Here is a 19,714-nt window from a genome sequence, read left to right on the forward strand (position 1 = left end):
AAGGGCGCGGGCCGGTTAGGTGCTGGCGCCTTTTTTCGCTGGCTTACCCGCTGGTTTCTTGCTGCGGGTGGCAACTTTGCGCCCGGTTTTGGCGCCTGAGGCGAAGTGATCCTTCGGGATCTCAACCGGCCACCATTGATCCCGTGAATTCTGGAACTCCTTGAGGCCACCAAGGCGTCGGTTCCGGATTTGCCACGCCCTGAAGCTAGAGCGGAACGAGGCCGTCAAAAGGACAGAGAGTGGCCCAAGGCCAAGCACAGCAATGGCAACATCGACGGTGCTTGCTGCGGTTATCAGTAGGTAAATCAGGTAGAGAGCAGCCAGGGCAGCGATAACCAGAAACAGAATGGCGCCACCACGTTGCCGCTGATAGGCGCTATACAAATCGTCGGGCCCCAAGTTTTGGCGGTTGATTGCCTCTTCAAAGGTTTCGGTTCGGGCCTTCTGATTACCCTCGACCAGGGCCTCGAACATGTTCTTCGTCATGCCCGCGGTGTCGCTGATCTCCTTTACCGGCAGGAAGGTACGTTGGACCCAGCCGCCAAGACCGCCTTTATCCTTCTTCCGCTTCTTCCAGCGTCCGGCCTTTGGCTCTTCGCTCTCAGTTTTATTGCTCTGGTCTGTCATGGGTGTTTGGTATCAGGCGACAAAGAAACTCGTTTAAGAACGTATCACTGCCGGGTGATGGCCGGGAACTGAAAAGCCAATCAAATGGCCTCGTGCCTGTTCCTGCGTGTTGCAATGGACGAAAAAGGGCCGTCGCCTAAACATTGGCGAACGGCCCATATCTCATCATCAGCCGATGGGTTGATGGATTAGAAGTCCACCGGCGCGATGGCGCTATCGTTGGTCTTATCAACGAAGAAGGTATTGGTTTCTGCCGCTTGGATGCCGGCGATCAGGCCAGCTTGCATCTGTTGAACCTCGAAACGCTGCCAACGCAGGAACATGGTCGTTGCGCGGATCGCGGCAATCTGTTGCCAGACAGAGGCGGAATCACCAAGCGCTTGGGTCAGGGTGAACCAGCGCGGGTTCGTCGCCCGGTAGCTGGCCGCAAAACGAAGCATTTCAAAGAAGCTGCTGCCTTCCGCGCCAGGTGAGCGCTCGCTCAAGTAATCCGGCACACCATCGGCGAGGCCGCTGGTAAGGGCGCGCATCCGCTCCGCCCAGGCATTGGTTTCAGCGCTATCGGTCTCTGCCCGGATGCCGGCCATGTATTGGCAGGTCTGGAACACGAGGGCCATCCGCGCGGTATAGGTTTCACGGTGATGGGCCCGCTGATAACGCTCTGGCGTCATAACCGTGCTCAGCACCTGTGGTGGTGCGCTGCCAACAACAGAGCGACAGAAGTCGATGGAGGCATCGCGGAAGCGTTCGGTGACAACCGAGTAACCCACAAGGGTTTCGGCGCGGGAATCTGCATCCTTGAGGCCTTCCTCTGCCACGGTACAGCCAGTGATTTCAGCGAGGCGGTCGCCGCAATACTCATCCTCCGTGCGCTGGTTCTGCCATTGCGCATTGGCGGAGCGAGTACTGTTGGACGTGTCACGCGTTAGACCACGAAGCCATTCGACATTCTCTTCCAGAATTGCCGCCTGGTGGGTCATCTGATCGGCATCAATCACACCAGACACCGAGGCCACGGTGGCTTGGAAGCTGTGGTCAGGGTTTTCTTGCTGGCGGATATTCTGACGATAGGCGAGGGCCTGACGCCGGTTATTGGCATAGGCGCTGAGGTGGTGGCTGCCCATCTCAGTATCGGCCTGGGTGTTACCGCTAATCTGCGCGTTTAGGGCAGAGAAGTTGAACGCCAGGAGAATGTAGGTCCAGGCAATCCAGGCCTGGGTGTAAACGGTGATCGTGGTGCCGGTCAGACGGACCATAGCAGCACTGGCAAAACATGGGCATTTGGCGCTTCGTGCTTCCCGCATAGCGAGGGTGGCGCCGGCAGCAATGCCGATGCACACAACAATGACCAGCATTGACTGCCAAACTCTGGATCGTCTGGTTTGTATCTGCATGATCCGTTACCCCACAAACTTGGGCTTAAGCGCCCTGTTCTGTCCCTATACTCGTCCGTCTTACCGTGGCTTAGCCCTTACTCTGTCCGGACGTAGGATTCTTCAGCCTTGGTCGCCAGGATTACGGCCAGGTTGCTGGCAATCCGCTGATCCAGCTCAAACCGCTTCCACTCGGTATAGAGGTTGGTGGCTTCCATCACGGCGAGTTCTTTGAGAATTGGCAGTTCCGATGGGGTGCCGGCCATGATGCCGTTAACCCAGTCGGGTGACTTGAAGCGGAACTCATTCTGCAGCGCCATCACCTCGTACAGGCTTTGGCTATCAGCGTGCGGGTTACCGCCGTTGATATTTGGGTCGCTTGAGCCGGTGACGTGCTCACGCAGGTTGTCGGCCCAGACGGCATCCTCTTCGCCCACCTCTTTCTTAAGGCCGGTGAGGTACTCAAAGGTCTCCATCATGGTGTCGACCCGTGCGTCACGGGTTACCCGGTCACGCAGCTTCACTTGACCCAACGGGGTTGCATAATCCTGCCCAACCGGTGGTGGTGGGGTAGGGCCGGCAACGATCTGGGCGAAATCATTCGCCGCCCGGGCAAGCTGGTCATCCAGCGTATCATACTGCATCAGCAGCGGCTTGATATGTGCGTCCCGCAGCTCTGGGCGGTCAGACACCTCTGATTCAGCAAAGGTACAGCGGCCCAGCATCTCAGAACGGAGGCCGCAATACCGGCTCTCCATCTCCTCAAGCGTCGCCGTGGCATTTGCCGCGGCCGTGCCTGAAGTGGTGGTGGTCAGGTTACGCAGATGCATGTCGTTGGCTTCACTGAGCTGACGACGAACCTGCAAGGAACCCAAAGATTTTGGACCTGTGCGGGTCGAGGCATCGTAACCGGAGACACAAGCATCAACACCGGAAGTGAAGTCAGTCACCACCTGGTGGCGTGCTTCCATCCGGGCGAGTTGGGTATACTCACTATTCTGATAGCTGGTCACTTCAGCCATGGTTGATTGTTGTGCAGACAGGCTGGCATTGATCGCACCAAATGACTGGCTGATCATCAGGGTTAGCATGCCAAAGCCGGCACTAATTGCGCCGGTGGATGTGGCAACCGTGCTCGCATAAGCCGGTGGCAAGCAACCGCAAGCCTCGGCATCGGCGGGCATGTAGCTGATTGCCACCCCGGCAAACAGCGAAGTAGCCAACAGTGCTGACTTAAACTTCTTACCCATCATCACATCTACCCCCTCGTCACACGGCCCAATGCCGCATTGATCGATTACATCCTTTGATCCGCGCTCTATCGTTCGAGCGGTAGGGGCGAGCCCCTAAACGGACCAACTAAGTCAAAGCCAAACCGAACAAGCTGGTTCGGCATCCATTGCCTATCGCTTCAAACCGCTATCGAAGGATTATCGACTCCGGCCCAATAGGCGAAACCAAGTCCAGATTGATGTTACCACCCGGCACACCATTGCCGCGGGTCACACCGATCTCAAAGCTGCCACCAATCCAATCGGTATAGGTGTTACCAAAGATGGTGATCGGAATTTCTGGTAGCTGGAATTGCGCGCTCAGCTGGCTGATGATCGCGTCCCATTTCGACGTGATCTGTTGGCACAGCCGGTCAATGATCCGGGTCAGTAGGGCGCTGAAGTCAGGCCAGGTCAGAATCAGTCCAATATTCATCGCCAGGCTCATAAGCTGATCCAGGCAATCAACGATTTGCTTCACGTGACCTGGGTTCGGCAGGGCATCAATCGCGGATTGAACAAACTCATCCTTCGTGTGCTCAACCAACCGTTCCACATAGTCACAGATATCCGGAATACAGGGGTCAAAATCCGCAGCCTCGGCCTGCTGCGTTGGCGTCATGGCGAGTAGGAAGACTGCAAACAGCCCCCCAATCATCAGCCGCCAGCTCGATCGCATCATATCGGCCATGTTAATCCCCTCAACTTATGCCCGCAAATCGGGCGCTTTATCGGGTTAAACCCAAAACCATGCCCATGGAGGGCTCAGTATTACTGTGACAAGCCGCCGACGAAGCTGCCGGCGGCTTGCTAAATCACTTATTGCAGCGGGTTCAGGATCACCCGGTCCCGACCAATTGGTGAATTCAGTTGGATATCGATCTGACCCATCGGTGCCCCGCGGGTTAAGCCGCCGGATAGTGAGCCGCCAAACAGCGTCACATTCTCGCCGAGGATATCTACTGTAATATCTGGGAACTGAATATTCGCCTGAATCTGGCTCACAACCTCATCCACCGCGCGGGTCGCTGCCTGGCAGGCCCGGTTAATCAGGTCGGATAGGATGTTCGACAGCAGTGCCTGCCAATTCAGATTGAAGATCGCACTCACCGTGATCCCGATATTCATCAGGTCAGCCAAGCAATCCACCACCTGCTTCACGTGACCCGGCTCAATGAAGGAGAGCGGAATCATCTCAATATATTTTGCCACCGCGTTGGCAATCCGCTCATCGAGTGAGCGCCGACGGTCGGGCGGGCAGGGGTCATTGGCGTAGTTATCACCAAAGCCCATAACGAACGAACCCTCGAGGCTGGCGCTAAAATCCGCCTTCGCATCGGAAGGCGCCATTACCGTCAGTCCCAGGGCCATTACCATCGCAATGAACAGGCCGCGTAACATGATCTTACCCCCTCTTAATCGCATCCTGGATCAGCGCTAACCGCTCAGGTGCAAAAACCTTATACATCAAATCAAGCCGCGCCAGGTGGCGCAGTGAATCACGAACAACCCTACCGGCCTCAACGGCCGCATCGTCGCCCCCATTGGGCGATAGCAGATTGGCGGCAAGCGCGGCGCCATCGGCCCGCTCTTCTGCCAACCAAGATAATAAGCGTAATCGAGTAGACGCGCGCATGTAAGCAAAAGAAACGCGTGCGGCATCCACCAGCGACTGTGTCGCCGCCAGCTGGGCTAAGTCACCCTCTGGGATGGATTCCAGTGTTTCACCGAGTTTTTCGACAGCATCATTGATTTGGCCGTCGCTCTTCGGCGGCCAGGGCTCTGACTCTTCAATATGGGCGAGGGTGAGCGTCATATTCTCACCCTTATCTTCCCAATATGCCTGGATCGCTTCCGCGTCCAATTTCGGCATGGTGCCCCCTCAATTCGCAACCCGTGCCCAGATATCTGCGCCCGCGCTGTGCGTCAGTACTGATCCGAAGACCCTAACACCTCAACGATTATGCGCCCACCTATATTAACCAAGGTTAATGTATTTTGCGGCCATCACGCGCTCACACCCTCGTGAGTATGTGCACAAATCACGGCCTAATCGGCGTCAATCGCAGGTTGGATCGTCGTATCAAATACCCCCAGTTTTTACCCCCACACTTCTCTAATAGGCCTCATGTGGGCTTGCCATTAGATCGTGTATGATTTATCTTTAGCACAAATTTTAGATAACTTGAAACCGTCAATGCGTTTTTAAGTTGTCAATTGGGGTGTTAAAGGGGTTAACATATTCATGTCGGGAAATGGCTCGGCCGTGAAATTATGTTACGAATTTATGTCAGAAGGGTTTTGTTTCTGACTTAGTGCGAGCTTAGGGGATCTATTGTGAGCGCAACTGCTGCACCGCTATCTGGGGGGATGGCACAATCAACAGATAGGACGCCACGTCCGGGTGATGTGGCCGCCATGCAATCGGGGGTCGATGATGCTTTCGGTAAGCCGACTGACCTAGGTGCTATCTTTGCTGGTGGTAAACCACAGCTTCGCCTCGCTGGCATCGATGGCCAGAACGAAGCGCCAGGCCAAGCGCCCGCTGCTAACCAAGGTCCTCACCACGGGCCAGAGCAAGATTCAGAAGCTGGCCACGTTGCCGGTATGATTCTCACCACGATGCTGCCAGGTGCAGCCGCTATCGGCGCCAAGGTGATGCACGCTCAGGAATTCTACGAGAAAGAAATGAAGTCAGACGGTGCGCACTCTCATATGGGGCGCAAGGCTGACGGCACCCTCACCGTGAACAACGATGAGGTGATCGATATGGGCAGAACTGCTCGCGACAATGCCCTGAAGGCCAAGATGTCTGGGCCGATGGGAATGAGAAGGTAATAGTTTTTAGCGCCGCTCAATGATTGGGCGGCGTCACTGAGTTTAATGATGGTGATATGGCCAGCATGCTGGCTTTAGACTTTTTGAACTGAGTTTTTTTGGCAGTGGCCGTTCTGTTCTTATGAGGTGGGGGATTACCTCAGCAGATCTGGTTAGCCAGTTTGGGAGTGGGGGTTATGAATTCTAACCTTTGGATGTTTGTCTGGATGGTTGCGGTGGCTTTGGTCGCCGTGGTTGTGCCAGGAGTTGCTTGGGCCAGTGGTGCGACGCCACCAGAGGCTGGTTCCGTTGAGGCAATCTGCCAAGGCGGGCTGTTCTGTGTGACGGCCCATGACGTGTCGGCAGGCTGGATTGCCGCGGCGTTCCCTGATTTGGTCCAATTGGCGACCGATGAGGCGCCAACCGGAACGCCGGTTGAGATCACGAGCCCGTCCACCACTCTCGCGGCTGCCTTGCAGGTTCTGAACTCTGCAGCCCTGGCGGTTGGTTCCTTGATCCTCACCTATAAGCTGTTGGCCGGTATCGTGCAGACAGCGAATGACGGTGAAGTGCTTGGTAAGCGCTGGTCGACCCTGTGGGGTCCAGTGCGTGTCGCCATTTCTGCGTCACTCATCGTGCCGACAGCATCAGGCTATTGCCTGGCGCAGGCGCTCGTGGTCGCGATTGCCCTGTCTGGTGTTGGCTTGGCCAACCGGATCTGGGAGGTCACGGTTGAGCAGATGATGACTGCCGATGGCATGATTGGCTCTCAAGTGCACCCACCGCACGAGCGAATCACCAAGCAGATCTTTGCGAATAACGTCTGTCTGCACCTGATGAACGGCCTATGGCTGTATCACAAAGGTGATAATCCCCGTTCTGCGATTGAAGACGACGCCGCTAGTGCCGGTGGTTGGTCAGTGCACCCAAGCTGGGCTGGCTGGAACTGGACCGGTGCGGGCAACATCTATGCTGGCTTCCCTGGTGGTGGCCGTGACTTTGGTGGCGTTCAGTTTGCCAATGGTTCGCTGTTCTACCGTCGCGCTGACTGGCGTGGTGATGGTGATGGCTGGTTCGATCCAAGTGCAACCTACATGGGTTGGACGGTTGTCGATGTTGGCTGGTGGGAAGAGGTGAAATCCTTCTTCGGTGCCTCTAAGCGTCCAGACAGCTGTGGTCGGGTTGATGTTCGGGTTCCAGAAGTTGATGCCAGCACTGGCAGCATCTGGACGTCGGTCACCAATTTCTTCCGCGATGAAGAAGAAGTGACCGCAGAAGCGTCAGCTGCAGCAGCGCTGTCTGGCCTGGCCTACCGTGTTGCTCTGGTTCATACCGAGCAGATGGAAACCCTGGCTAAGCGGTTGGATAGAAACGCATGGCAGTTGGTTCAAACCGAACTGATCCAGCATTTAGACAACCCTGATGCTGCGTATCTGCGGACGCTTGAGCGACCACCAGAGGTGCATGGTGCAGAGATTGCCCAAGCGGCAATTGACTACCGCACAGCTGTGACCAGTCAGGTCAATAATGAGCTGCGCACCTTCTTCACCAGTGAGCCATTGGCGCAGCAATATATCCGCGCCGCTAAGGATGGTGGTTGGGCAGTTGCGGGTGAATGGTTCCTGCAGATCATGAAGATGAACGCCATGGTTCATCGCATGGTGAGTGCAACGCCGGTAACGACGGCTCAACCTGAGCATGATACGCTTTGCGACAAGATCAATTGCTCCGACGACAACGTTGAGGCGATTGTGAATCGTGGCATCGACATCATGCGGAACTTCCATGATGACTCAGTGGCAAGCCACATGCGGGCGATGGCGAGTACGCCAGACCCGGATCCACAACTTCAGGCTCGCCTGCGGTCGATGTACCGGAGTGTTGGTTCCATCGGCAGCAACCAAATCATGGGTGGCAGCGCTGAAGAGCGGGCAATCCAGGTGGTGAGCAATCAGATCATGGCAATCGCCGCGGTCTACGCCACTGACATTGGTGCTGGTGTCCTGGCTGGTGACATGGGCTTCTCCGATGTCCTCGGTGAGGGTGTTGAAGGCCTGTTCATGGGTGGCTTGGTTGCCCTAACCGCTGACGGCTCCGCTGGTGCCGCTGTCGGTTCTGCGACTGCCGCTGCTGGTGAGGGTTTTGTTAGCCTGACCAATCTGCGGATGGATACCGGTAACAGTAACCCAATCGCTGCTGTGATCACCCTGGGCCGTGCGCTCTGGGCGACCGGCCTTGGTATCCTGTTCGCGGTTGATGACCGTCAGTTCACGCCGGCAGACGCCGCGACTGTGATGGCTCTAACCTCCATGCAGCAGGGTTCTGGCATCGTTGCCGGTGTCGGTTCTGAGCTACTGAGCGGTATGAGTGATCGCCTCGCCGGTATCATGGCGTGGATCGGTCGGATCATGCTTCTGCCGGGCTTCCTGCTTGGTTACCTGTTCCCATATCTGCCTTGGCTGCTATGGGTTGGTGGCCTGGTCGGTTGGTTCATCCTGGTGATGGAGGCTGTGATCGCCGCACCATTGTGGGCTCTGGCTCACATGCGGATGGACGGTGAGGGCATCATGGGCCCAGCTGGTAACCAAGGTTACATGCTGGCTCTGGCGTTGCTCCTACGGCCTGCGTTGATGCTGATTGGTCTGATCAGTGGCATGGTGTTGATCTATATCTTCGCACCATTCCTCGGGGTTAGCCTGATGGCGGTCAGTGAGTTGAACCGCGGTGCTGGTTCGGCCCTGGATCTGATGTCAGTGCTGATGTCGATCGGTCTCCTTGCCTTCGTGATGGTCACGACCTGCTACAAGGCCTTCGGGATGATCAACCAGGTGCCTGATCGGGTGCTTCGTTGGATCGGCTCCGGTGGCAGCAGTGATGGCCGCGAGGATGAGTTCCGCTCCGGTGCCTTCGCTCTGGTCAACGCGGCCTCCCTGACCGCTGGTGTCAGTGCCGCAGCCGGTGTCGGTGAAGAGCAAGGCAACAACGGTGCTGGGTCCGGTGAACAAGCCGGCGCCGATGGTGGCCGAGGCGGCTCCGGTCAGCGGATGTCCTCACGGGCAAGCCGGGCCAATGAGAACCTGCCAAGGCCGTAACAGCCAAGGCAGGGGATCATCGGGAGAGCTGGTTAGCCCCAGCCCCCGGATCGCCAAAACAGAGATTGAGAAGCGGCGGGGTTTCCCGCCGCTTTTTCTTTTCGGCGCATCCTGCTAACCCCTGTCCACTAAAGGGCTACACAAAATCGCTGGCTTTGGCCGTGGCATGGCCCAATCTTGAGGTTAGATTTGAGTGATGGGCACAGGTTCAGAATCTGGCCCTGCCCTGTCCAAATAATGATGCCGTTGAACGGTTAGGTGTGATGAACGAGACGATACTGATTTTAGCAGCGCTGTTAGCAGCTGGAGGGCTCTTGTACTGGGCCCTTATCGGTCGACGTCAGAAAACCACGCCAGACGATAAACCCGTTGCCACAGAGCCCGATGACCAATGGGACGCCTTCCGCCTGGTGGCCCCAAAGTCCAAGCGCCTGCGCTGGATGAAGAGCGAGAGCAGTGGCAGTAGCGGCAAGGGCTATTCTGAGATTGGTAAAGGCCCAGACCGTCCAGCACGGTCACGGCCTGCTGGTAAGGTGGGCTTGGTCAATCAGAGCAACCGGGTCTTTAGTGATTGGAAGACGGACCACATTCAGAACCGCTCTGCAGGGCGCAAGGATGCCCATAAGGTGAAGTCCCGCCCCTCACGTAAGCCAAAGCCGAAATAAGCCTTGGATGGGCGCCTGGTTGGCAGGGCTGTCGCTTTACCAATCATCGGGCTGCTTGTCGTAGCCATCTGGCTCTAGGTGAACAGCACTCTTCTATCTCTAAGCATTAAAGCGTCGGCAGGCACATGGACCATGTCTGCCTGTAAAGGGATATGCTTGCCCAGAGGCCTGGGCAACGGGTTAAGTAGCGACGGCCATTGATTGGCGCCAATAATGGGCCCCACGTCATGAATGATGGGTGTCGAGGAAGGGGCTAAGCGGCCGCTAGCTTATGCTGTTGCCAGTTCTGCTGACTGCTCTTCACGCAGGGCTTTGATGAGGGCCTCAATCGTCTCGGGCACGTCATCACGCTTCGGCAGCACTGGCATATCGTCGCTTGGATAATCGAGAGCTGCGGTCGCGGCATCCTCGATGGCGTCCAGGGCTTCCTGGGTTGCGATATCGTCGTCGAGCCAGGCTTCCTGAACCGCCCGAATACCGTCGATGACACCTGCTGCCTCGCTGCCCCAAATCTTGGCGCAGAGATCTTCGAAATCGTCGGCGCCAGCGGTGCCAGTGCTCGGCATAACCGGCATCTGTGCCACCGGTGCGCTGGCCTGCTTCGGTGCAGGCATGAAGGCAACTGGTTGGTCCGAACGCTCGCCCGCATCCTTCTTGCTGCCATCTTCGATTGGCGCAATCTCTTGGTCCGGCACTTCCATGGAGAAGGCGGTCGCACCAATGGCGGTTGTTGAGGCATCAAACAGGCTAACACCACGGTTCTTTGACGCTTCCATCGCCTGAACCGCCATGGCCAGCTCTTCCTCGAGCTTCGGCGCTTCCTGGGCGGCATTCATGGCCGTCCATTGCTCATCGCGCAGGCGCTCAAGCACGGGTTCCACATTACCGGCGCCAGTCATGGCTGGGTCTGGGAAGCGAACCGCGATAAAGCGGTTGAACCGTAGGCGGTTCGCGCTCTTCGGATTGGCGTAATACATCTTCACCCGGGTCATCTTACCGCCGAAGAAGGTGTGGGATTCACCACTCTCTTGCAGGCGCAGATCGATGAACTCTGAGCGACGACGCTCACGAACCGAGGCGTTACGGATGTCGTTATAGTTGTTGAAGGTGGCGTTCGGATCCATGGTGAAGCCAGACACCTCAGCGGCGTAGAACGTGCCAGCGGTGGCATCGAACAGCTTGTTGGTGTGCTCCGGATCCTCTAGCTTCATGAAGGTCTTGATGTTGCAGTTAGCGATGATGGACTCAGCCTCTTTTTCAGAGCGCTTCTTCATCGCGCTAACGTCCTGAGCGGCGAAGACCATCGAGAAACCGAGTGAGCGCGCCTGCGCTGCCATCACGGCCATGCCCGGCACGGTGTAGTAACCAACCTCATCCAGGATCGATAGGAAGGGTGAGGAGGCGTTGGTTGGCTTGGTTGAGATGACGTTTGACCAGTCACCCTCAAGCTTGGCCCCCAGGGTGGCGGACATCATGCCCTTTAGGGAGGCAACAACGATCTTACCGATGTTTGCCAATTCATCCTCGGACTTCTCCAAGGCGGGCAGCAGGACCAGCAGGATCCGGCGGTTCACAACCACATCGTACACATCGATATCGCCCAATTCGTGGTCGAAGATGTGGCCATAGGTACCGGATAGCGAGGTCAGGATCCTGGTGAACTGCATCTGCAGGTAACCATGCTGATCGTTGGCGGTGGCGGCCTGTGGGCGCCCGGCGCGGGCCTCGTTCCAATCGAAGCCAGGCAAGCTATCCAGATAGTTCTTAAGCTGTGAGCGGGTCTTGGCGGGCAGCTCATAGGTGCCGTGCTTGTCGAGGTAGAGGTCGACAATTTTAGGCAGGTTGAGGAAGTCGCCCAGCGCTTCAATGTTCAAAAGCAGCTTGCCACGGTCACGTAGCTCACAAACCGCCATCATGATTGCGGTGAGGAGCGAGATCGCACGGCCTTTCCACATGTCACCTTCTTTACCGGGGTCATCCATCAAGGAGACCAGCATCTCGGTAAGTGACCCTGCAGAGCCGCGAGAGAACGGGTTGAACGTATTACTCTCACCGCCGCCATCGCTGTTACCGGTCATGAAGTTCAGAATTAGAACGTCATCATCGCGGCCAAAGCGGCGGGCGAGGGAGTAAACCTTACCCCACAGGCTGGTATCACCCTTACCATCGCAGTACAGGAAGCCGGAGCCCCAGCTGAGTGCGTTGGAGGACATGGAGACCAGCGTCTCGGTCTTACCGGAACCGGTGGTGCCAAGGATTAGGAAGTGGGTACGGGCGTCACTGTTGGAAAACCACAGCTCATCCCCGCCATTATCCAAATCATTGCCATAGAACAGAATGCCATCGGCGGTCTGGGCCTTACCCGTACCGGGATGCCGATCATTGGGATCGGGCAGCATTGTTTGCGCAGGCAGCTTATAGGGCAGCTTCGCTGGCAGTTTGATCAGGTAGTAGAAATAGCCAGCGCCGATCATCATCGCGATGTCAGACAGGGCCGGGAAGATCACACAGACGGCGATCAGGCTGGTCATGCCGATCGCGGCTAGGCTTGGGTCTTTGGCCCCTTCGAAGAACTGTTGGCCAAGGGTTCGGGTATCACGAAGGAAGGCAAGCGGTGAGTACTGAAACCGCTTTGTATCGACATACGGATTATTAGCCTTAGCCATACCCAGTTCTGTCCCTTGTTAACCCCGGCAAATCCCCAGATCAGTTGGATGTGGTTGGCAGGTCGACATATCGCCCATCAAGCCCATCCCACTGATTGGGTATCATGCCATGAATCCGCCGTTTGCCCAACCGCTGACCGGGCCAAAAGGCAGTTAATTACCGTTATCCAGATTGAACAACGGGTTCTCTTGATTAGCGCCACCTGGTGGGCTGCGATCGTCTAGGCCAAATGCGCTGAGACCACCCGGTTGTTGCGGACGCTGAACTTGGGCATCCCCGCCGCCAAGTGAGGCACCTGGCGCTGGGCCGGATGGCAGTGAGCCATAGCCACCGGTAAACGGCGCGGCCGCTGCTTGGTTACTAGGGGCAGGACCCGCGGTCCCGCCAAAGCTGGTGCCTGGGAGTGAGGAGGCGCCAACGCCACCAACACCACCGGGAACGGCGGCAAAACTGCTACCGCTTGAGCTGACGGCAGCACCATCAGCCATCAGATCCTCTGGGCTGACGGTCGCGAAGTAGATTTCCATCGCTGCGATAACGCCGAGCAGCAGGAGAACTGCGCTCCACCGGGCATACCACCAAGAGTCCTTGGGCTTATGGCCAGCGAGGATCATAGCGGTGCGGGTCATGGCGTCATTCGCCGCCGCTTCATCATCATAGATCGCGACAGGATCTTCAGCCTTGCCGCCATCGGTCGCCATGAAGATGCCCCAGCCATCATCAAGCTTGCTGAGGGTCATTTCCACATCACTCTCACCGGAGAAGCTGCGTAAAGCAGGCTGCCGGGCGTCAGGGAAATAGACAGAGACACGCTCGCCACGAGCGTAGATTTCAGCTCTTTCGGTCTTCGACACGGGTTATCGATCCTATTCTCAAAAGCATTATGGAGGGCGGCCTAAGCCCGATCCGGTTGGATCGTTCTGGCCTTGGTTAGATTATCCGCGCGGCCCGTTGTTTTACCCGCCCCCGTATTTCACCATCAAACTATACCTCATCATGAGGCGGGCGCCTATGAAATCGGCGCTACAGTGGCGACAAAATCCCCTAAATTCCGGGCGTTAAGCGTGATTTGTGGCGATAAACTCTTCGAGACCGAAGACTGCCTCATCCACATCGGGTTCCGGCATGGGGCGTCGGGTGACGATCTCCGCACGCCAATGGGCAATCGCGCCGGCGGACTCAATCAGCGCGGTTGGGCGGCCAACGGCGTTCAAAACGTACCACATGGCCCGATCTTCAAGCTTCAACCACAGGAAGTCAGATGATGCCATCACACCGCCATTGATCCGTGACCAGTCGAGAATGGCCGCCATGGAGGTCTCAACCCAAGCATGCTGACGCGCAACTTTGGTTGGTTCGGCCATCATCTTCATATCGCGAAGGACCTTGTTCACCATCTTGGTCAGCTTGGCATCCTTGGACAGCGCCTTCTCAGCAGAGCCGAAATTGGCTGCGCCCCGGGAAAGGCGGCGCAGGATCTCTTCGCAATCATCGCCCTTCTTGTTGCCGCGTAAGACAAGGGCCGCAACCAAGGCCTGGAGATAGGGTGGGAGCTCAGAAACTGCTGTCCATGGGCGTCGCAGCTGCCTGGATAACGCAGCCCGTGCCGCCTCACGATCCGGTGCGCCATCTTCGATCTGGACGCCGTGGCGATCAGCCCATTCCTTCGGGTCTAGCGCCTCAAGCCAGGCGCCTTCCTTGTCGTCGAGCGGGTTGTTTTTCACGATCGGGCTAATCGCGAACCATTTCTGGCTTTGGTACTTAATTAACCGGCCCAGATCGTAGAACTTCCGCAGCACCGAGTTCGGGTGCTTGAACATCAGAAACCATGTGAAAAACATGATGATGAAGATGGAAGGCCAGGCGATATAGGGGCCGACATAGCCGGAGATGTTGGCAATATCAGACCATTGGTACTGTCCTGGTGGTACTGCCATCATGGCCCGCCGATAGGCCTCCATGCTCGCCGCTTCGTCCTGAAGCCCCGGCCAGACAAAGCCGACGAGCCAAAAAAACGTGCTGATCAACCACATTTCAATGCTGCGGAGATGTAGGACAGCCGAGTGAATAATGTCCTTGTTGTAGAGATACAGCAGGTAGAGCATGCCGAGGCCAAAGCCCATCAGCATGACAATGCCCATCAGCGGATCTGATTGATTGTTGTTACCGCCGCCCTGTGCCATGGCCGCCCGCCTCTAACATCACCAAGGTTCCCCAATTTTGACCGGGAACCGACAAATTTCTGAACACTATAGCTTTTTCGGTCTTTGCTGCCTACGCTTTGCAGGTGGTTAGGTCACCTTGTTAGCCCCCGGCACCGGCCGTGCCAGCGGAGCGAATCTGGGTAATCTGCCGCGACCAGCGTGAAAGCAGCGCATCGGTTACAATCGCATCGTTTCTGAGGACCGAAAAGGCAGACTCGGTCATGCATGCGAGGATGACGGTGGCTGGTAAGTCGGGCATATCGGCAACGCGGACCCCCATCAAGGCGTCCGGATCGTAGCCGATCGGCGCTTCTACTGGATTTCCTGATATCGTCTCCCAGACGGAGCAGGCATCAAGCATGAAGGCTGGTAACAATCCATCTAAGGCAGCCGCCTCATCTGGGGTTAAGTTCTCCCCTGCGAGCAAGATAGGCGTTGCCAAGGATGATAAGACATTGGCAAAAACGCGGGAGAGCTTGTCCGCCTGATCTGTATTTGGGCCGAAGTCCTGCATGATAAGCGTATTAAGGTAAAAGAGCGGATGTCCCGCGGAGCGACCAATCAGTCGGTGGTTGAAGAGTCAATGTTCTTGCGTTGGCTGGCGAACCATTCTGGTAACGGTCTGGTCAAAATTGGCCGGGCCGGGGATACGCTCGCGCTCAAAGTCTCCATGGTTGTGGCCCGCCGATTTGCCATTGGTGACATCGATGCGTCCCCATTCCTCGGTTTACAGCAACCAGAGCTGGTTGCCTTTAACGAGGTGGAGTGGACCCATATCGAACTCTGCCCCAATGTCACTCCAGCAACATTGACCCTGTCATCAGAGGGGTTGAGCGACCAAGACCGGCCACCGCCCGAACAATTGCCTGTGCGGATCATCATTCCGGCCAAAGTGCAGTCGATCAAGCAGTTCCGTCTCAACAAACGTGAGTTTCTTGATCTCCGTCGCATTGTGGTCAGTGATGATGGCAAGGTTGAACGGGTTGCGCGCCTGGCGGTGAAGCGTTTGCCGCTTAAGATGGTGCGGGCAGAACCCAAGGGTGGCCAGGGGGGCGCCGGCGGGCAGCAGCGTGGCAAGCGCCGTCCGGCTAGGACGGAACGCCAAAGAGCTGAGTAATCAGCCTTAAGAATCCGTCGTCAGATGCCTGTTTTTGGGCGTACCTGCCTGTATGTGAAGCCCTAAACTCTCGCTTTATGCGTCGCCATTCATTCATTCTTTCCGGAATTATGCCCGAATATCACAGGCTTGCTTGGCTCTGGCTTGACAAGGAAGGGCCTGCCGAGGCCCCCTCGACGCCCAATGATAGGGTTCTAGGTAGTTTGCAGGTGTATGTTGCGGATGTTGGCCGCAACGTGATGGCGACCTGCTGAGTTTGAGATCACCTGAATGAGCAATCAGGCGCAGTTACCATTCATCTTGTCGACCGGTGCGGCGAAAGCCACCGGCTATGATGAAGCGTTCCTGCCTGATGGCCGCCCGCGTGGGCACTGGGCCGCCCTGATGGCCCAATATCAAATGTTGTCTGCCTCCGGCCTGCAAGAGCGGGTTGAGCGCGCGCGCCAGCTTGCTGCTGATGCCGGTATCTCACTCGGCTATCACAGCGGTGATCCGGCCGGGCAAGAATGGCTGTTCGACCTATTGCCGCTAATCATCCCAGCTGATGAGTGGCAGTACATTGAAGCCGCGGTGGGCCAACGCGCCCGTGTGTTGAGCCATCTGCTCGACGACCTCTACGGGCCGCAAGAAACCCTGAATCAGGGGATTTTTCCCCCTTATTTGGTCTTCGGTAACCCGGATTATCTGCGCCCTGTTCGGGTTGCTGGCGATAAGAAGCCGGGCAGTCACCTGCAGGTCTATGCCGCCGATCTGGTGCGTCGCCCCGATGGCACCTGGACCATCGTTGCCGACCGCACCCAGGTTCCGACGGGCGCGGGCTTTGCCCTCGCTAACCGCCGAATTTTGGCCAGGACCCTGCCAGAGGTCTTCACCAACCAGGCGGTGCGCAGCTGCCGTCAGTTCTTTGATGGCTGGGCGGCGAGCTTACGGGGTGCGGCCAAGGCCAATGGGGCAAATTCACCACGTATGGCGCTCCTAACCCCGGGTCCATTCGCCCCGGGTTATTTTGAGCATGTCTATCTGGCGCGTGAGATGGACCTGACCTTGGTTGAGGGGGCTGACCTCACCATTCGCGGTGACCGCTTGCTTTTGAAAGAGCTAGGCGGTCTGCAGCCTATTGACCTGCTGCTGCGTCGTCTTGATGGCGATTACTGTGATCCACTTGAGCTACGGCCAGAGAGTTTGTTGGGCGTGTCTGGCTTGGCACAGCTGCAGCGGGCGGGCCGGGTCATGATGGCCAACCCAATTGGTAGCGGTGCGGTGCAGACGCCCGCGCTGTTCCCATTCCTGCCGCGCCTAACGCAAGAGCTGCTGGATGAAACCCAGAAGGCCGCCAGTGCCGAGACCTGGTGGTGTGGTCAGCCAGAAATCCTGCGTCAGGTGATCGAGCGGCTTGATGACTACATCATCCTCCCTGCCTTCTATGGCCAGGGGTATCCGGTTGATCCGCTGGAATTGAGCCCACTGAACCGTGCGGCGTTAATCGATAAAATGCGCCACTCGCCAGAAAACTACGTGGCGCAGGAGCGGTTGATCCCCTCCAACGCACCGATGTTGAGTGGTGCCAGCCTACAGTCCCACCCGGTCGTTCTGCGGATTTTCGCTGTCGCGGATGATGAGGGGAACTTCCAGGTCATGCCAGGTGGGTTTGCCCGCATGCCAGTGGGTGGCAGCCCGTTTAGCGGTATCCTGGCCGATGGCTCGATCACCAAAGATGTTTGGGTTCTAAGCGACGCTGAGACCGAAACCGTCAGCTACCCGCTGCCGATAACCATTAAGAGCGTTGAGATTGTTCGCTCCACCGGTGGCCTACAAAGCCGGGTCGCTGACAACCTGTTCTGGCTGGGCCGCCACATGGCCCGGATTGAGGGGAGCCTACGCCTCTGCCGTACGGTTTATAGCCGCCTGCTTAACGCCACCGATGGCTCTCGGGAGATGGCGGAGATCAACCAGCTTGAAACCGCGTTTTGGCGCCATGGGCTGGTTAAATGGGAGAAGAAGATCACGCCAGAGCAGCGCGGTGTACTGCCAAAAACGTTGCTTACCGCCACCTCTGCCGATGGCCCAATCAGTAATGACTTCAAGCAGGCAAACCGCCTGATGCTCGGCCTCCGCGATCGTTGCTCAAACGATATGTGGGACATCTTGAGCCATCTGACCGGGCCACTTCATGACCGGCTGCAGCATGCCGCCGGTGACATTGATCTCAGCCTGTCTGTCTTCGACGAGCTTCTACACAACACTACTGCCTTTGCCGGGCTTGCCGCTGAGGGGATGGTGCGCGGTACCGCCTGGCGTTTCCTCGATTTTGGTCGCCGGTTGGAGACGGCATTGTTCGGTTTGCGGGTTGCCGCGGCCTGTTGTGGCACCGGGCTTGAGCCAGAGCGGATGCATCTACGCCTAGCCTTAGAGCTAGGTGATGCCTTGATCACCTATCGCAGCCGGTATCTAAGCTTGGTTCAGCCGCGCCCGGTTCTGGACCTAATCCTGACTGATGAGACCAACCCGAAGGCTGTGCTGTTCCAGATTGAGAGAATGATTGAGCATGCGGGCGCCTTCCCATATCGGCGCAGTATCAATCCCGCAGCCAAGCTAAAGCAGATCCGCGATGACTTAGATCAGGCCGTGACGCTGTTTGCCGGGCTGGAACCTGGCAATGCCCTTTCGCCTGACCCGGCCGGTGGTGACCTAAGCCTGCATCTGGATCGCTTCCTGTTTGAGGCTGAGCGGGAGTTGCATGCGGTCGCCGGTGAGTTAAGCAGTGCCTTCTTCCTGCACCGGGAGGGCGAACGCCTGCTTGACGCCGACTGGCGCCCCGATAGCCCCGTTCGGGGTGAGGGGGACCAGTCATGACCGATCATCCCACCAGCAATAACCCGCCGGTTAGCCGCCGCTATCACCTGCGCCATGTCACAACCTATGACTATGCGGATGCAGTGGCCTTGGCCCACCACGATCTGTGCCTGCAGCTGCGTGATCTGCCGTATCAGGATGTGAAGAATGCCAGTGTGCGGGTTGAGCCAACGCCGGATATGACCGCTGAGCGTCAGGATGGCTTTGGCAATATCCATCATTTCGTAGCGATTGAGAGCAATCACGACGCCCTTAATGTGGTGGCGGAGGCAACCATTGATGTGCGGGACCGTGAGGTGCCGATGCCGCTCAACACCCCGGCCTGGGAGCAGGTGCGGGCCCTGGTTAGCGGTGATGGCTTCCCAGATACGTTGGAGCCGCTGGAATGCAGCTTGGCTTCCCCCGGTGTTTCAATCGTGTCGGAAGTTACTGATTACGCACGTAAATCCTTCGCGCCTGGGCGCCCTATCTTGGAGGCGGTGCAGGATTTCAATCATCGCATCTTCACTGATTTTAAGTATGAGCCAGGAGCCACGGCGGTAACCACGCCGGTGGATACTGCGTTCAAAGCAAGGGCAGGGGTCTGCCAAGACTTCGCGCAGATCGCGATTGCCGGGCTAAGGGGGCTAGGCCTCGCGGCACGCTATGTATCCGGCTACATCCGCACCACCAATGCCACCCAATCTGTCGCTGATCCTGAGAGCAGTGATGATGAGGGCAAGGCCAAGGCTAAAACCGAACTCACCACCACCTTGCCGATTAACGAGACTGAGCTTCGCGGCGCCGATGCTAGCCATGCGTGGTTTGCGATCTGGTGTGGGCCCGAAATTGACTGGGTTGATCTAGACCCAACCAATGATTTGATCGTGGGTACCGACCATGTGGTGATTGGTTGGGGGCGCGATTACCTGGATATCAGCCCGGTTAAGGGGGTGATTTTGGGCGGCGGGAAACAAGAATTGTCCGTAGCCGTTGACTTGGTGCCCGACGACGCGGCATGACTACGTCTTGGGTTTCAACCTTTTAGG

At 57.3% G+C, this 19,714-nt stretch carries 16 protein-coding genes; 6 read left to right on the forward strand and 10 right to left on the reverse strand.

The annotated features are described in order from the left end of the window. Nucleotides 1-15 precede the first annotated feature (15 nt). The 6 genes from KI792_03645 to KI792_03670 all read right to left on the reverse strand — a co-directional run bounded on the left by KI792_03645 (nt 16) and on the right by KI792_03670 (nt 5,144). Nucleotides 16-627, reverse strand: a complete 612-nt coding sequence (locus tag KI792_03645; protein ID MBV6632110.1) for a hypothetical protein — start codon at nt 625-627, stop codon at nt 16-18. 188 nt (nt 628-815) lie between these two features. Next, nucleotides 816-1,982, reverse strand: coding sequence for a hypothetical protein (locus tag KI792_03650; protein ID MBV6632111.1), 1,167 nt, complete (start codon nt 1,980-1,982; stop codon nt 816-818). 116 nt (nt 1,983-2,098) lie between these two features. Then, on the reverse strand, nt 2,099-3,253 hold the full coding sequence (locus KI792_03655; GenBank protein ID MBV6632112.1) for a hypothetical protein: 1,155 nt from the start codon (nt 3,251-3,253) through the stop codon (nt 2,099-2,101). Between the two features lie 166 nt (nt 3,254-3,419). Continuing rightward, nucleotides 3,420-3,962, reverse strand: coding sequence for a hypothetical protein (locus KI792_03660; protein ID MBV6632113.1), 543 nt, complete (start codon nt 3,960-3,962; stop codon nt 3,420-3,422). 128 nt (nt 3,963-4,090) lie between these two features. Then, nucleotides 4,091-4,672, reverse strand: a complete 582-nt coding sequence (locus KI792_03665) for a hypothetical protein (GenBank protein MBV6632114.1) — start codon at nt 4,670-4,672, stop codon at nt 4,091-4,093. Between the two features lie 4 nt (nt 4,673-4,676). Further along, the gene (locus tag KI792_03670; GenBank protein MBV6632115.1) at nt 4,677-5,144 is read right to left on the reverse strand and encodes a hypothetical protein; all 468 of its coding nucleotides are present in this window, start codon (nt 5,142-5,144) and stop codon (nt 4,677-4,679) included. 497 nt (nt 5,145-5,641) lie between these two features. Between KI792_03670 and KI792_03675 the strand changes: the two genes are divergently transcribed. From KI792_03675 to KI792_03685, 3 genes are all read left to right on the forward strand, one after another. Then, nucleotides 5,642-6,109, forward strand: a complete 468-nt coding sequence (locus tag KI792_03675; GenBank protein ID MBV6632116.1) for a hypothetical protein — start codon at nt 5,642-5,644, stop codon at nt 6,107-6,109. 176 nt (nt 6,110-6,285) lie between these two features. After that, a complete protein-coding gene (locus KI792_03680; GenBank protein MBV6632117.1) occupies nt 6,286-9,180 on the forward strand; it encodes a DotA/TraY family protein in 2,895 nt (964 codons plus the stop codon). A 263-nt stretch (nt 9,181-9,443) separates the two neighbouring features. Beyond that, the gene (locus KI792_03685) at nt 9,444-9,845 is read left to right on the forward strand and encodes a hypothetical protein (GenBank protein MBV6632118.1); all 402 of its coding nucleotides are present in this window, start codon (nt 9,444-9,446) and stop codon (nt 9,843-9,845) included. Between the two features lie 269 nt (nt 9,846-10,114). On the opposite strand, the gene KI792_03690 is transcribed toward KI792_03685, so the two are convergent. From KI792_03690 to KI792_03705, 4 genes are all read right to left on the reverse strand, one after another. Beyond that, on the reverse strand, nt 10,115-12,511 hold the full coding sequence (locus KI792_03690) for a type IV secretory system conjugative DNA transfer family protein (GenBank protein ID MBV6632119.1): 2,397 nt from the start codon (nt 12,509-12,511) through the stop codon (nt 10,115-10,117). Between the two features lie 153 nt (nt 12,512-12,664). Beyond that, a complete protein-coding gene (locus KI792_03695; protein ID MBV6632120.1) occupies nt 12,665-13,366 on the reverse strand; it encodes a hypothetical protein in 702 nt (233 codons plus the stop codon). Nucleotides 13,367-13,570: 204 nt separating this feature from the next. Continuing rightward, nucleotides 13,571-14,695, reverse strand: coding sequence for a hypothetical protein (locus KI792_03700; GenBank protein MBV6632121.1), 1,125 nt, complete (start codon nt 14,693-14,695; stop codon nt 13,571-13,573). A 121-nt stretch (nt 14,696-14,816) separates the two neighbouring features. After that, nucleotides 14,817-15,230 (reverse strand): hypothetical protein, encoded by a 414-nt coding sequence (locus tag KI792_03705; GenBank protein MBV6632122.1) that lies wholly within the window; start codon nt 15,228-15,230, stop codon nt 14,817-14,819. 27 nt (nt 15,231-15,257) lie between these two features. Here KI792_03705 and KI792_03710 point away from each other — a divergent pair, with 27 nt between their 5' ends. The 3 genes from KI792_03710 to KI792_03720 all read left to right on the forward strand — a co-directional run bounded on the left by KI792_03710 (nt 15,258) and on the right by KI792_03720 (nt 19,687). Beyond that, nucleotides 15,258-15,833 carry a hypothetical protein gene (locus tag KI792_03710; GenBank protein ID MBV6632123.1) on the forward strand — a complete coding sequence of 192 codons (576 nt, stop codon included), beginning with the start codon at nt 15,258-15,260 and terminating at the stop codon, nt 15,831-15,833. A gap of 270 nt (nt 15,834-16,103) precedes the next feature. Next, nucleotides 16,104-18,686 carry a circularly permuted type 2 ATP-grasp protein gene (locus tag KI792_03715; GenBank protein ID MBV6632124.1) on the forward strand — a complete coding sequence of 861 codons (2,583 nt, stop codon included), beginning with the start codon at nt 16,104-16,106 and terminating at the stop codon, nt 18,684-18,686. Beyond that, the gene (locus tag KI792_03720) at nt 18,683-19,687 is read left to right on the forward strand and encodes a transglutaminase family protein (GenBank protein ID MBV6632125.1); all 1,005 of its coding nucleotides are present in this window, start codon (nt 18,683-18,685) and stop codon (nt 19,685-19,687) included. The genes KI792_03715 and KI792_03720 overlap by 4 nt, the downstream gene beginning before the upstream one ends. Nucleotides 19,688-19,714: the final 27 nt, after the last annotated feature.

This window comes from Alphaproteobacteria bacterium SS10 (assembly GCA_019192455.1).
Classification (GTDB): domain Bacteria; phylum Pseudomonadota; class Alphaproteobacteria; order TMED2; family TMED2; genus TMED2.